15 protein-coding genes are annotated in these 12,226 nt (G+C 46.1%); 9 read left to right on the top strand and 6 right to left on the bottom strand.

Annotated elements, in window-relative coordinates; genetic code table 11:
- Nucleotides 1-123: 123 nt before the first annotated feature.
- Complete coding sequence (locus tag KHO06_RS13520) at nucleotides 124-951, bottom strand: SDR family oxidoreductase (RefSeq protein WP_005425448.1); 828 nt, start codon at nucleotides 949-951, stop codon at nucleotides 124-126.
- Between the two features lie 37 nt (nucleotides 952-988).
- Nucleotides 989-1,906, bottom strand: a complete 918-nt coding sequence (locus KHO06_RS13515) for a TIGR01777 family oxidoreductase (protein ID WP_010643330.1) — start codon at nucleotides 1,904-1,906, stop codon at nucleotides 989-991.
- Between the two features lie 258 nt (nucleotides 1,907-2,164).
- On the opposite strand from KHO06_RS13515, the gene KHO06_RS13510 reads away from it, so the two are divergent.
- The 6 genes from KHO06_RS13510 to yfcE all read left to right on the top strand — a co-directional run bounded on the left by KHO06_RS13510 (nucleotide 2,165) and on the right by yfcE (nucleotide 5,415).
- Nucleotides 2,165-2,899: a DUF1538 domain-containing protein gene (locus KHO06_RS13510; RefSeq protein ID WP_045377641.1), complete on the top strand. Its 735-nt coding sequence runs from the start codon at nucleotides 2,165-2,167 to the stop codon at nucleotides 2,897-2,899.
- The gene (locus KHO06_RS13505) at nucleotides 2,896-3,687 is read left to right on the top strand and encodes a DUF1538 domain-containing protein (RefSeq protein ID WP_005425423.1); all 792 of its coding nucleotides are present in this window, start codon (nucleotides 2,896-2,898) and stop codon (nucleotides 3,685-3,687) included. The genes KHO06_RS13510 and KHO06_RS13505 overlap by 4 nt, the downstream gene beginning before the upstream one ends.
- The gene (locus KHO06_RS13500; protein ID WP_005425459.1) at nucleotides 3,677-4,027 is read left to right on the top strand and encodes a P-II family nitrogen regulator; all 351 of its coding nucleotides are present in this window, start codon (nucleotides 3,677-3,679) and stop codon (nucleotides 4,025-4,027) included. Before KHO06_RS13505 ends, KHO06_RS13500 begins: the two co-directional genes overlap by 11 nt.
- Entirely contained in the window at nucleotides 4,024-4,431 is a 408-nt protein-coding gene (locus KHO06_RS13495; RefSeq protein ID WP_005425434.1) for a CBS domain-containing protein, read from the top strand. Before KHO06_RS13500 ends, KHO06_RS13495 begins: the two co-directional genes overlap by 4 nt.
- Nucleotides 4,432-4,590: 159 nt before the next feature.
- On the top strand, nucleotides 4,591-4,800 hold the full coding sequence (locus KHO06_RS13490; protein ID WP_005425482.1) for a hypothetical protein: 210 nt from the start codon (nucleotides 4,591-4,593) through the stop codon (nucleotides 4,798-4,800).
- 69 nt (nucleotides 4,801-4,869) lie between these two features.
- The gene (gene yfcE, locus KHO06_RS13485; RefSeq protein ID WP_012127245.1) at nucleotides 4,870-5,415 is read left to right on the top strand and encodes a phosphodiesterase; all 546 of its coding nucleotides are present in this window, start codon (nucleotides 4,870-4,872) and stop codon (nucleotides 5,413-5,415) included.
- Nucleotides 5,416-5,467: 52 nt separating this feature from the next.
- Here the strand turns inward: yfcE and KHO06_RS13480 are convergent, their stop codons facing one another.
- The 4 genes from KHO06_RS13480 to KHO06_RS13465 are packed head-to-tail and all read right to left on the bottom strand — an operon-like array spanning nucleotide 5,468 to nucleotide 7,971.
- Nucleotides 5,468-5,746, bottom strand: a complete 279-nt coding sequence (locus KHO06_RS13480) for a SelT/SelW/SelH family protein (protein ID WP_010643323.1) — start codon at nucleotides 5,744-5,746, stop codon at nucleotides 5,468-5,470.
- Between the two features lie 23 nt (nucleotides 5,747-5,769).
- Nucleotides 5,770-6,525 (bottom strand): sulfite exporter TauE/SafE family protein, encoded by a 756-nt coding sequence (locus KHO06_RS13475; protein ID WP_212581748.1) that lies wholly within the window; start codon nucleotides 6,523-6,525, stop codon nucleotides 5,770-5,772.
- A 46-nt stretch (nucleotides 6,526-6,571) separates the two neighbouring features.
- Nucleotides 6,572-7,087: a transmembrane regulator ToxS gene (gene toxS, locus KHO06_RS13470; RefSeq protein WP_005425490.1), complete on the bottom strand. Its 516-nt coding sequence runs from the start codon at nucleotides 7,085-7,087 to the stop codon at nucleotides 6,572-6,574.
- An 11-nt stretch (nucleotides 7,088-7,098) separates the two neighbouring features.
- Nucleotides 7,099-7,971: a transcriptional regulator gene (locus KHO06_RS13465; protein WP_005425426.1), complete on the bottom strand. Its 873-nt coding sequence runs from the start codon at nucleotides 7,969-7,971 to the stop codon at nucleotides 7,099-7,101.
- 272 nt (nucleotides 7,972-8,243) lie between these two features.
- Here KHO06_RS13465 and htpG point away from each other — a divergent pair, with 272 nt between their 5' ends.
- The 3 genes from htpG (at nucleotide 8,244) to hemH (ending at nucleotide 12,218) form a co-directional block, all read left to right on the top strand.
- The gene (gene htpG, locus KHO06_RS13460) at nucleotides 8,244-10,148 is read left to right on the top strand and encodes a molecular chaperone HtpG (RefSeq protein ID WP_212581747.1); all 1,905 of its coding nucleotides are present in this window, start codon (nucleotides 8,244-8,246) and stop codon (nucleotides 10,146-10,148) included.
- 319 nt (nucleotides 10,149-10,467) lie between these two features.
- A complete protein-coding gene (adk, locus tag KHO06_RS13455) occupies nucleotides 10,468-11,112 on the top strand; it encodes an adenylate kinase (protein ID WP_005425498.1) in 645 nt (214 codons plus the stop codon).
- Nucleotides 11,113-11,252: 140 nt separating this feature from the next.
- Complete coding sequence (gene hemH / locus KHO06_RS13450) at nucleotides 11,253-12,218, top strand: ferrochelatase (RefSeq protein ID WP_045370486.1); 966 nt, start codon at nucleotides 11,253-11,255, stop codon at nucleotides 12,216-12,218.
- Nucleotides 12,219-12,226 lie beyond the last annotated feature (8 nt).

Raw genomic sequence — 12,226 nt, 5'->3', positions numbered from 1 at the left:
GTTCAGGCTCTATGGATGAAGATACTAACCTAGAAATTGATTCGAACATTGAGGTTTTCTTAACCTACATGCTCATAATGACATCACATTGTTACGGTAAAATTACATTGTGATAAAAAGTTTTTATGCTGCTTGTCGCAAAATTTTATCAAGAAGACGAGTGGGTAATAGGCGCTTTAAAACGGCAAAGACTTTAGTTGGTGTGGTGATTCTGTAGCGAATCTTTGGCTTATCACTGGTGAGTGCGTGAAGCACGGGCTCAATACAAGATTCAGCAGGAAGCACAAACTTGTTGTTCGACTTGTCGTTATCTAAACGCTGCTTTTGGCCCTCGTAAGCTGCTCTGTGGGCGCTGCTTTCCACATCAATCCATTGCTCAAACGCCTTTAAGGCATTTTGTCTAAACTGGGTCTCTATCGGCCCTGGTTCGATCAATGCTACCTTGATGTTGGTGTCCATCAATTCCAAACGTAGGGTGTCTGTCCAGCCTTCTAGCGCGAATTTAGAGGCGTTATAGGCGCCACGATACTTCATGGCGGCAAAGCCGAGTACGGAACTGTTTTGGATGATGCGCCCTTCACCTTGTTTACGCATGTGCGGTAGCACTTCTCTTACGAGTTGGTGCCAGCCGAAGAAGTTGGTTTGAAATTGTGCTTGAAGGGCCACTGTCGGCAAATCTTCCAAAGCACCTGGTTGGCCGTAAGCGCCATTGTTGAAGACGGCATAAAGTTTACCCTCAGCCAACTCGAGCGCTTGTGCGACGCCGGACGAAATACTCTCAGGATCATTCAGGTCCAGTTTAATACACGTTAAGCCCTCGTTGGTTAGGCGTTCAATGTCTTGGTCTTGTCGGCAGGAAGCAATGACGTGAAAGCCTTCCTTTTGCAAAGCGTGGGCACATACGTAACCGATGCCGGTAGAGCATCCGGTGATAAGAACAGACTTTTTCATAGTTTAGGGCTCACTGAGAGTTCGTGAGCCTTATGATTCAACAACTTCTATCTTGAAGCAAGTTCTTGAGTGCAGGCTCCACTCGGGAGTAACTGAATTTAAAGCCAAGCTCGGTAAGCTTTTTCGGTTTTGCGCGTATGCTATCAAATAGCAGGCAAGAGGATTCCCCCATTGCCATGTTCATCACCCATTTCGGGGTGAACAATATATGCGGACGCTTAAGAGTCTTGGCCAATGTGCCACTAAAAATTTTGTTGCTAACTGGGTGTGGGGCGCACAAGTTGAATTCGCCATGCGCATGCGGCGTTTCGAGTAAGTACATGATGGCGCGAACCATATCCAAGATATGAATCCAAGGCATGTACTGTCTACCGCTGCCTAGCGGGCCACCTAAGCCCAGTTTGTAAGGCAGCAGCATCTTGGCGAGAGCACCACCATTAGGGCCAAGAACAACCCCAGTTCGTAATAGGCACACACGTGTCTGCTCTGATTCTGCTCGTTTGGCGATTTGCTCCCATCGAGCACACACAGAATGGGCGAAGGCCTCACTGTTTACGTGTAGGCATTCATCAAAGGGGTGGTCTTGTTGATCGCCGTAATAGCCAACCGCAGAGCCGCTTATGAATACTGAAGGGGGCTCGGTACTGGCGTGGATCAGTTCGACAATGCGCTCGGTCACTTTCCAGCGACTGTTGCAGATGATCTCTTTTTGTTCCTGACTCCAGCGTTTGTCTGCGATGGGCTCACCTGCAAGGTTGATTACTGCGTCAACATCGTTGAGATCTTCCAGTGAATCGAGGGAATCAAGGTATTCAATATTACCGACATCGGCATGCTGAAGTCGCTGTTTTGCCTGCGCGGGGGTGCGCGTCAGCAAAATGACTTGATGAGTGGTGAGCATTTTGAGTAGCTCAGAACCAATAAAGCCTGTTCCGCCAGTCAGTAGTATCTTCATGTCGTCCCTTTGAGTGTGAAACCATTCAGACATTATAGTCGTTAACCGTCTTGCATGATCATATCAATGACTTGCAATGTCGATTTTATTATTAGTTCCTAACGAGTTAGAAGTGTTTTCTTCTCAAGCGGTGCGAAGTTCACAGTTTGAACAAGTGTAACAAAATGTTATCAGGCTTTGAGTGTTGCTCACACTTAGCCCAGAGAAACTGTGCCATGCTGATTATAAAAGAAGAAGGCACTCGGGTAGGAGGTGTGTATGGAAGCATTTGTTGCTCTGTTTCGAGCCTTACTCAGTAGCGCCCGTGACCTACTGCCTATCGTTGTTGTTATCACCTTCTTCCAACTTGTTGTCCTTCAAGAGCCACTCCCCAATCTTGTCTCAATCTTATTTGGTCTCCTTCTTGTGATTCTCGGTTTGACCTTTTTTATCTTTGGTCTGGAGCTTGGCTTATTCCCTATCGGTGAAAATATGGCGCAAGCTTTTGCCAATAAAGGCAGCGTCTTTTGGCTCTTGATTTTCGCATTCTGCTTGGGTTTCGGCACCACCATCGCGGAACCTGCTTTAACGGCGGTTGCAGAGGAGGCGTCGGAGGTTGCAGCTGAAGGTGGCATGATCGCTAATACGGAACAGTCGATGGAAGACTACGCTGATGGACTGCGTTTGACGGTTGCTTTGTCGGTGGGGGTAGCGATTGTGTTAGGTGTGCTGCGGATTCTAAAAGGTTGGCCGATTCAGTACATGATCATCGGTGGCTATATCGGTGTCGTGATCCTCACAGGGTTTGCGCCTGAGTCGATCATTGGCGTTGCTTACGACTCTGGCGGTGTGACGACGTCTACCATCACGGTGCCACTGGTAACAGCCCTTGGTGTTGGCTTAGCGTCGGCGATTAAAGGACGAAACCCGATGATTGATGGCTTTGGTTTGATCGCGTTTGCCTCGTTACTGCCGATGATGTTTGTCATGATCTATGGGATGGTGGTGGCATGATTTCGTTTGCACATTTCATCGATACCTTCGTTTCTACCATCAGCGATGTGGTTCCCATTGCGACGATTATCTTCGGCTTTCAATTGGCGGTTTTACGTCGTCCCATTTCTAATTTACCTAAGGTTTTGCTCGGTTTTGCTTACGTCATTCTGGGCTTGTCGCTGTTTTTGCTTGGGTTAGAAATGGCGTTATTCCCATTGGGCGAAACCATGGCAACTCAATTGACGGCACCGGCTTTCTTGATGGAATTTAAAATCTCCATTGGCCAAGCTCTGAGCTGGATTGATTATTACTGGGTGTACATCTTTGCTTTCTTTATCGGTTTTAGCACCACCATTGCAGAGCCTTCTCTCATTGCTGTTGCGATTAAAGCCAATCAAGTGTCCGGAGGCAGCATTAGTGTTAACGGATTACGTATCGCTGTGGCTTTGGGCGTGGCGTTTGGCATTGCACTTGGCAGCTATCGAATTGTCGTCGGCGACCCGATTCATTACTACATCATTGCTGGTTACATCGTGGTGGTGATCCAAACCTTTTATGCCCCCAAGCTGATTGTGCCGTTGGCTTACGATTCCGGTGGCGTCACGACGTCGACCGTAACGGTACCTTTAGTTACGGCCCTTGGTTTGGGGTTGGCATCGACGGTTCCGGGACGAAACCCAATGATTGATGGCTTTGGTTTGATTGCCTTTGCCAGCTTATTTCCAATCATTTCAGTGATGGGCTATGCCCAGATCACCCAGTGGTTGAACAAAGAGACCGCGGAGGAAAATGAAAATGCGCTTTAAATTGATTCTGGCCTTTGTAGAGGACAGTAAAACCGACAAGGTGCTTGATGCAGCTCGTGAAGCAGGCGCAACAGGAGCGACGGTTATTAATAATGCACGAGGGCAGGGCTTAAACCAAAAACGCACCTTCTTTGGTTTGACGCTGGAAGTGCAGAAAGACGTCTTACTGTTTGTAGTGGAAGAGCACTTATCAAGGCATATCTTGGAGACCATTAGTGACGTCGGAGAGTTCGACCAGGAGTCTGGCCAAGGCATCGCAGTGCAAATTGATGTTGAAGATGCAGTTGGCGTCGCGCACCAAGTAGAAAAACTGACCAAAGTGGTAGAGGACGAGTTATGAGTAATCATGAGCTGATTCGAGTCAGAGACGTAATGGCGGCAACGTACATCATTGTCGATGGATTAATTACAGTACACGAAGGCATAACACTTGCGAGAAAGAGTGAAGTGAAAGCGTTGGTGGTAAAAAAACGCCATGAAGATGATGAATACGGCATTGTGTTGATGAACGACATTGCTAAAAAAGTCTTGGCGAAAAATCGCTCCCCGCAGCGGACTAATATCTACGAGATCATGACCAAGCCGGCACTGTCCGTCGACCCAAACATGAATGTGAAATACTGCGCTCGTTTGTTTGAGCGCTTTGGTATTAGCCGTGCGCCAGTGATCGAAAACGGAGAGGTGATTGGTATGGTGAGCTACAACAATATCGTGATCAATGGGATGGCCAGAGAAGCCTTGTAACCGTGTTTGCTGAGAGGCTCAAGTGCAAACAGGCTGATAATTTTTCTCAGGTCAGCGACATTTAGCAAAGCCCTTGCGAATTGCTTAGTTGTGCCATTGCATATCTGCAATCTGAGGCTTATTCTTTGAGAATTAAAGAATAATTGAGGATGTCATGTCATGCCGCTAGTTGCTTGTCCTGTTTGTGAAAAACAAATTTCAAAACGAGCTCATACTTGCCCCGGATGTGGTGAGCCTGATCCGCTCAACCATTTAGCGAAGTCGAAGTTTCTATCGTTCATTTTTTGGATCGTTGTTTTAGCTGGTGTTGGCTATGTCGCTTGGTTCTATCTAGTGCCAATGCTGGTGGAAATGCTACGCAGCCATTAATAGGTACTTAGGTTGAGCTTCTATAAGAATGCCGTAGAATAGCCTCATATTTTTTGAGGAGACGATGTCGTGAAACTATTTTTTGCCTCAGACTTGCACGGCTCTTTGCCAGCAACCGAAGAAACTATTCAGCTTTACTTGGCCTCTGGTGCCGATCATCTCATCTTGTTGGGGGATACGCTAAACCATGGGCCAAGAAACCCTATCCCAGAAGGTTACAACCCACCGCAAGTCGCTGATTTACTGAACCAATACAGCGATCAGATTATTTCTGTACGTGGTAACTGTGACAGCGAAGTTGACCAAATGCTGTTGAGTTTCCCGATGATGATGGATTATGCGTGGATACTACTCGAATCTGGTAAGCGCATGTTCCTTACTCATGGGCACTTGTACAACAGTGCAAAACGTCCACCACTGCGTGAAGGTGACATCATTGCTCATGGTCATACTCATGTGCCTGTTGCCGAAATGCAGGATGGGGCAGTGATCTTCAACCCTGGTTCGATGACTTTCCCAAGAAATGGTTTGTCGCGTAGCTATGGTCTAATGGAAGGCAACACACTCAAGGTGCAAACCCCGGAGGGTGAAGTGTTGGCTCAAACCACGATCTAATCAACGAGTCATAGAGCACATAGATATCAAACAATAGGGAGCCACTGGCTCCCTATTTTGTATCTGAATGGCCTAAATCACGCTCAGGGTCGATGATGTCCCTTACTCGTTGTTTAAGGACCTTAGCCTCAGGAAAGCCGCCGTCTTTTTTACGCTCCCAAATCTGCGTGCCGTTGCAGAAAATCTCAAAACGACCGCCTGTGTCAGGGTGCAAGCTGACGGTCTCAATTTCTTCACTGAACGTATGAAGCAGCTCTTGCGATAGCCAAGTCGAGCGCAACATCCAATTGCACTGGCGACAGTAGTAAATGTCTATAATGGCTTTATCCATTTCTCATTTCCTTTCTCTAAAGACTAAAGTAGTAGTTTGATGCCGACTGCAAAGGTGAGGACCTCAAACGCAATCTTGATAACGCGATTGCTGTATCGAGTTGCTGCCCACGCGCCTAAACTACCACCTAAAAATGAACTCAATAACAGCACGGGTAGCCATGCCCAATGAATCGGAGCGCCTGCTTGTACGACGGCAACACCACCAATACCATTCCAAAACAGACCGACACAGATCATGGTGTAAGCCACTGCTTGTTTGTAATCGTAACCAAACCAGCGCACGAGGAGCAGCGTCACGAGGAGACCTGAACCTGCAGTTAGCGAACCATTCACGACGCCTATCAGCATCAATCCTAATCCGCCGATGATCCAACCCAATGTGTCTCGATGAGTCGCAAGCTCGACTTGGCCAAGTTCTTTTTTAAAGCGAGAATAGATGCCAAGAGCAAGGATCATCGCGCCAAGCATTTTCTCTGCGATATCGTCAGGTATTTGGACAATCAGATTTGCACCAATCACGATACCAATACTGCCGACTAGAATCAGATAAAGCGCGATCTTCGGTTTTATTGTGCCGGCTTTGAGGTGCGTGCTTGCAGCGCCAAGCCCCAGTGCGACGGAAGCCACTTTGTGTGTTCCAAGAGCGACAGAAAAGGGTAAGCCGAGAAAGATCAATAATGGAAATTGCAATAATCCTGCACCGCCGCCAGAGAGAGAAGCGAGTGTATTTGCAACGAGGGAACCGAAGAAGAGAGTGAGAGTATCTAGCCAATCCATGCGAAAAATAAAGGGGCCATCTTGGCCCCTTATCATTGAATCAAAATCAGTTTCTAAACAGTACCGTAGAACCGTGGTTCAGGCTAGTCAGTAGTAGTGTTTTTTCGTTGACTACATCAATACGGCGACTTTGTTCTGCATCCAACTTAAAGATTTGTGTGATGAGACGAAGCTGTGACTCAGAGAAGTCTTTTGATTGCGATGCTGAGATATCTTTGAATTCAGAAGGCGAAACCAGCAAGTAGTTATCACTTACTTCCCAACGACCTTTCTCAGAGATATTGATGGTTGATTCAGTATTTGAGCCTTGAGCAAACAATCGAATGTTCGCCACACGAATGTAGTCACCGTTAGGTAAGTACTTCACATTCGACTCAACATTAACTTTGCGTAGTGGGCCAACTGTATCGTCTGGCAGAGTATCGGTGATGAGTGTCACCATGGTTGACTGCCATTCGTTTGAAGTCAGAACCTGTTCCACTTTTAGGTCACTGCCCCAATATAGCCAGCCACTAAAAAGGATGGATACGGCCAAAACCGCAGATGCTATTTTAATCTTCATTTCAGCCTCCCTTAGTTGCAGATGTCGGTAGGGTCATTACGACCAGCGAAAATACGCAGCGTGACATTCTCGTATGAATGGTCGCTATCGTGGATATAGTTCAGAATCAGTTGGTTGTTTTGACCACCTGTCGCGATGACTTCTACAGGCGAAGAGGAATCTTCATGGTGCTCAACGTAGCGTTTGATGCACTGCTCAATTGATGGCAGCCACTCGTTTAACTGAGGGTGGTTAATTGGCGTCATTACTGGCACATTATGGTATTCACCAATTTGACGGAATTGAGATTCTGCTGGGTTAGTCAACATCAGTACACAAACCGGCAGCAGCAAAGCGACGACAACCAAAATACGGAATAGCCAGTTCGCGTTCTTCTGCGCTGGTGTTGGCTTCGGCTTTTCAACTGGAGCAGCGGCTTCTGGAGCGATGTCTGCTTGCGTTTCTGTGGTAGCTTCAGCAAACTGCTCTAAATCAACCACTGGCGCTTCGTTCTCTTCTTCTTGATCATCAATATCAGCGATAGAGTCAGAAGAAAGCGGGCTTAAACGCTCAACAGAACAAATAAGTTGGTAGCCGCGTTTTGGCACGGTTTTAACGAATTCTGGTGATTTTGTTGAATCCTTCAACATTTTACGCAGTGTAGAGATCGCTTGAGTTAAACTTGAGTCATCCACCTCAAAGCCTTGTTCACGCCAAACGAACTCATGCAGTTCGTTACGTGTTATCACTTCGTTAGGTCTCTCTGCCAACATGAGGAGAATACGGCTTTCGTTGCTGCCTAATCGTACAACTTCGTTGCCATTTTGTTGGTCAGCGAGCGAATTACTATTTGGGTCAAAGACGAATCTTTGAGCAAGCAGAAATTTGGTGCCGATGTTAGTCATTTAGTTCTTCTTAGGTGGATGATTCTGTAATTATAGTGATTTGCGTCACATAACAAGGCGTGCGCAAAAGGACATGTGCCACGTTTTAGATGCTTTTAGACACGTAGGATAATTAAAATTTTCTAAAAAAACACCGTTTTTAGCAATATTGACCTTGAATTTACATTTGTCAGCCACATGTTAAATGACATCTTAGTAATGCCGCTTTTATGAGGCGGCGGTTAGGGCTTTGTCATTAAAAGTCTAATTAGTTTAGATGTTATGGAGCAAACATGAGCGAAACCGTATCTCACAACAAAGAAACTCGTGGCTTTCAATCGGAAGTAAAACAACTACTTCATCTGATGATTCACTCTCTTTATTCCAACAAAGAGATTTTTCTACGCGAGCTGATCTCAAACGCGTCCGACGCATCAGATAAACTTCGTTTCCAAGCGCTATCTAACCCAGATTTATATGAGGGCAACGCTGACTTAGGCGTGAAGCTTGCGTTCGATGAAAGCGCGAACACATTAACCATCTCTGACAACGGCATCGGTATGAGCCGTGATGATGTGATTGAGCACCTAGGTACCATCGCGAAATCAGGGACTGCAGAATTTTTCTCCAAGCTGTCAGATGATCAGAGCAAAGATTCTCAACTTATCGGTCAGTTTGGTGTGGGTTTCTACTCTGCATTTATTGTTGCGGATGCAGTGACTGTGCGCACTCGCGCGGCTGGTCTCGCTGTTGATGAGGCGGTGCAATGGCACTCTGCTGGCGAAGGTGATTACACCGTTGAGACCATTACCAAAGATTCTCGAGGTACGGACATCGTGCTTCACATGCGTGAAGAAGGTAAAGAATTCCTAAACGAATGGCGTCTACGCGATGTGATCAGCAAATACTCTGACCATATCGGTATCCCTGTTTCTATCCAAACTTCGGTTCGTGATGACGAAGGCAAAGAAACGGGTGAGAAGAAGTGGGAGCAGATCAACAAAGCTCAAGCACTTTGGACGCGCAATAAGTCAGATATCTCTGAAGAAGAGTACCAAGAGTTCTACAAGCACGTTTCTCACGATTTTGCAGATCCTCTTACGTGGAGCCACAACCGCGTAGAAGGTAAGAACGACTACACCAGTCTGCTTTACATCCCAGCGAAAGCACCTTGGGATATGATGAACCGCGATCATAAATCGGGTCTGAAACTGTACGTACAGCGCGTATTCATCATGGATGACGCTGAGCAGTTTATGCCTTCTTACATGCGCTTCGTGCGTGGCCTGATCGATTCAAACGATCTGCCTTTGAACGTATCACGTGAAATCCTACAAGATAACAAAGTCACTCAGTCATTACGTAATGCTTGTACCAAGCGTGTGCTTACTATGCTAGAGCGCATGGCAAAGAATGATACAGAGAAATACCAATCATTCTGGAAAGAGTTCGGCCTTGTGATGAAGGAAGGCGTTGCAGAAGACATGGCAAACAAAGAGAAAGTTGCTGGTCTATTGCGTTTCGCATCTACTGAAGTGGACTCCGCAGAACAAACCGTTGGTTTGGCTTCTTATGTTGAACGCATGAAAGAAGGTCAAGATAAGATCTACTTCCTTACGGCAGACAGTTACGCTGCGGCGAAGAACAGCCCACACCTAGAGCAATTCAAAGCGAAAGGCATCGAAGTTATTTTGATGTTCGATCGAATTGACGAGTGGTTGATGAACTACCTAACAGAGTTTGATGGTAAGCAGTTCCAATCGATCACGAAAGCGGGCTTAGACCTAAGCAAGTTTGAAGACGAAGCGGAAAAAGAAAAACAGAAAGAAACGGAAGAAGAGTTTAAGTCTGTTGTTGAACGCACTCAGTCTTACCTTGGTGACCGTGTGAAAGAAGTTCGCACCACCTTTAAACTGGCAACAACACCCGCTGTTGTCGTGACGGATGATTTCGAAATGGGCACGCAGATGGCGAAGCTTCTTGAAGCGGCTGGCCAAGCGGTACCAGAAGTGAAATACATCTTCGAAATTAACCCAGAGCATGCACTAGTGAAACGCATGGCGGATGAAGCGGACGAAGAAGCGTTTGGTCGCTGGGTTGAGGTGTTACTGGGCCAAGCGATGCTAGCTGAGCGTGGTTCGATGGAAGATCCTTCGCAATTCGTTGGTGCCATCAACAAGCTTTTGACTAAGGTTTAATAACTCAATACCCCTAAAAAGCTCGCGAAATGCGAGCTTTTTGTTTGTAAAACGCATAGATTCACACTTTAAGTGTTGAGTTAGTAATCAACAAGACAGGAAAGCTGGCATCGCTAACATTCTTTAGTCTTAATCTGCTCATTGCGCAGTGAACCTGTGTTAGAATCTCAACACTTGAATGTGAGTAATAAGGCGTGTATTTTGGCTCGCCTAAACGTTATACCGAAACTTATCGTTGCCAGTGCTTCGTGGGGTTATTCCTAGAAGTCCAGCTATTGTGAGCTTCGGTATAAATCTTAAATATTAAAGAGGATAAATCATGCGCATCATTCTTCTAGGTGCTCCAGGTGCAGGTAAAGGCACACAAGCAAACTTCATCATGGATAAATACGGTATTCCACAAATCTCTACTGGTGATATGCTTCGTGCTGCTATCAAAGCAGGTACAGAGCTTGGTAAACAAGCTAAAGCTGTTATCGACGCTGGTCAGCTAGTTTCTGATGAAATCATCCTTGGTCTAATCAAAGAGCGTATTGCTCAAGACGATTGCGAAAAAGGTTTCCTACTTGATGGTTTCCCTCGCACTATCCCTCAAGCTGACGGCCTAAAAGAGATGGGCGTTGACGTTGATTACGTAATCGAATTTGACGTAGCTGACGATGTGATTGTAGAGCGTATGGCTGGTCGTCGTGCTCACCTTCCTTCAGGTCGTACTTACCACGTTGTTTACAACCCACCAAAAGTGGAAGGTAAAGATGACGTAACTGGTGAAGATCTTGTTGTTCGTGATGACGACAAAGAAGAAACAGTGCGTGCACGTCTAGGTGTTTACCACGAGCAAACAGCACCACTTATCAACTACTACGGTAAAGAAGCTGAAGCTGGTAACACTAAGTACCTTAAATTCGACGGTACTAAGCAAGTTGCAGAAGTAAGCGCAGATATTGAGAAAGCACTAGCATAATTTGCTAACGGCAAAATTTAATATTTTGATATATTTAAAAGCGACCCTCGGGTCGCTTTTTTATTTTTGCCTGTAAGTACGATGAACCATCTGGTTTGTTCCACCGTACAAAGCAAGCCGATCACCATGAATAGGATGTTATGAAAAACAACAATAATAAACAGGGCGTGTTATTGGTTAACTTGGGTACGCCTGATGAGCCAACTGCACCAGCTGTAAAACGCTTTTTAAGTCAGTTTCTTCATGATCATCGTGTCGTTGATATGACGCGTTGGCTTTGGTGTCCGATTCTTCACGGTGTCATCTTGCCAATTCGCTCGCCGAAAGTCGCCAAGCTGTACCAGTCTGTCTGGATGGAGGAGGGGTCACCTCTGATGGTGTACTCAAAACGACAAGCTCACAAGTTAGCCGTTGCACTCGATATGCCAGTTGAATTGGGTATGACTTACGGTAATCCAAGCTTACAATCTGGTTTTGAAGCGCTGATTGCACAAGGCGTAGAGGAAGTGATTGTCTTGCCTCTTTACCCGCAATACTCGGGTACAACGACGGCCGCAGTCTCAGACGGTATGACCAAGGCATTCAAAAAGATGCCAGTAATGCCTGAGTTCAGCTTTATTCGTGATTACCACAATCATCCCCAATACATCGCGGCACTTGCTCAATCGGTTCGTGACCATTGGGCAGAGCATGGTCAAGGCGATTACCTACTTTGTTCTTACCATGGTATCCCTAAGCGTTATGCAGACAATGGTGATATTTACCCTAAGCATTGTGAAGAGACGACTCGCTTGCTTGGTGAAGCACTGGGTTTGAGTGAAGCGCAAATCGGAATGACATATCAGTCACGTTTTGGTCGTGAAGAATGGCTACAGCCATACACGGATAAGACGCTGGAAGTATTACCAAGCCAAGGTAAGAAGAAACTTAACGTGATTACGCCAGCTTTCTCTGCAGACTGTTTGGAAACATTGGAAGAAATCTCAGAAGAGTGCCGAGAGATTTACCTAGAAGCTGGTGGTGAGAGCTTCAGTTACATCCCGTGCTTGAATGACAATGATGAGCACATCGAGATGATGGTTGAGCTTGTTCGCTCTAAGCTTTAAAGCGAAAC

This window comes from Vibrio sp. B1FIG11 (assembly GCF_905175335.1).
Taxonomy (GTDB): Bacteria; Pseudomonadota; Gammaproteobacteria; order Enterobacterales; family Vibrionaceae; genus Vibrio; species Vibrio campbellii.
This window is presented reverse-complemented; position numbering and strand designations above follow the sequence as displayed.

What these genes read in the sequence shown, in the direction of transcription:
- KHO06_RS13520 (WP_005425448.1), bottom strand. Translation starts at nt 951, where the DNA reads ATGAAAAAGTCTGTTCTTATCACCGGATGCTCTACCGGCATCGGTTAC.
- KHO06_RS13515 (WP_010643330.1), bottom strand. Translation starts at nt 1,906, where the DNA reads ATGAAGATACTACTGACTGGCGGAACAGGCTTTATTGGTTCTGAGCTA.
- KHO06_RS13510 (WP_045377641.1), top strand. Translation starts at nt 2,165, where the DNA reads ATGGAAGCATTTGTTGCTCTGTTTCGAGCCTTACTCAGTAGCGCCCGT.
- KHO06_RS13505 (WP_005425423.1), top strand. Translation starts at nt 2,896, where the DNA reads ATGATTTCGTTTGCACATTTCATCGATACCTTCGTTTCTACCATCAGC.
- KHO06_RS13500 (WP_005425459.1), top strand. Translation starts at nt 3,677, where the DNA reads ATGCGCTTTAAATTGATTCTGGCCTTTGTAGAGGACAGTAAAACCGAC.
- KHO06_RS13495 (WP_005425434.1), top strand. Translation starts at nt 4,024, where the DNA reads ATGAGTAATCATGAGCTGATTCGAGTCAGAGACGTAATGGCGGCAACG.
- KHO06_RS13490 (WP_005425482.1), top strand. Translation starts at nt 4,591, where the DNA reads ATGCCGCTAGTTGCTTGTCCTGTTTGTGAAAAACAAATTTCAAAACGA.
- KHO06_RS13480 (WP_010643323.1), bottom strand. Translation starts at nt 5,746, where the DNA reads ATGGATAAAGCCATTATAGACATTTACTACTGTCGCCAGTGCAATTGG.
- KHO06_RS13475 (WP_212581748.1), bottom strand. Translation starts at nt 6,525, where the DNA reads ATGGATTGGCTAGATACTCTCACTCTCTTCTTCGGTTCCCTCGTTGCA.
- toxS (WP_005425490.1), bottom strand. Translation starts at nt 7,087, where the DNA reads ATGAAGATTAAAATAGCATCTGCGGTTTTGGCCGTATCCATCCTTTTT.
- KHO06_RS13465 (WP_005425426.1), bottom strand. Translation starts at nt 7,971, where the DNA reads ATGACTAACATCGGCACCAAATTTCTGCTTGCTCAAAGATTCGTCTTT.
- htpG (WP_212581747.1), top strand. Translation starts at nt 8,244, where the DNA reads ATGAGCGAAACCGTATCTCACAACAAAGAAACTCGTGGCTTTCAATCG.
- adk (WP_005425498.1), top strand. Translation starts at nt 10,468, where the DNA reads ATGCGCATCATTCTTCTAGGTGCTCCAGGTGCAGGTAAAGGCACACAA.
- hemH (WP_045370486.1), top strand. Translation starts at nt 11,253, where the DNA reads ATGAAAAACAACAATAATAAACAGGGCGTGTTATTGGTTAACTTGGGT.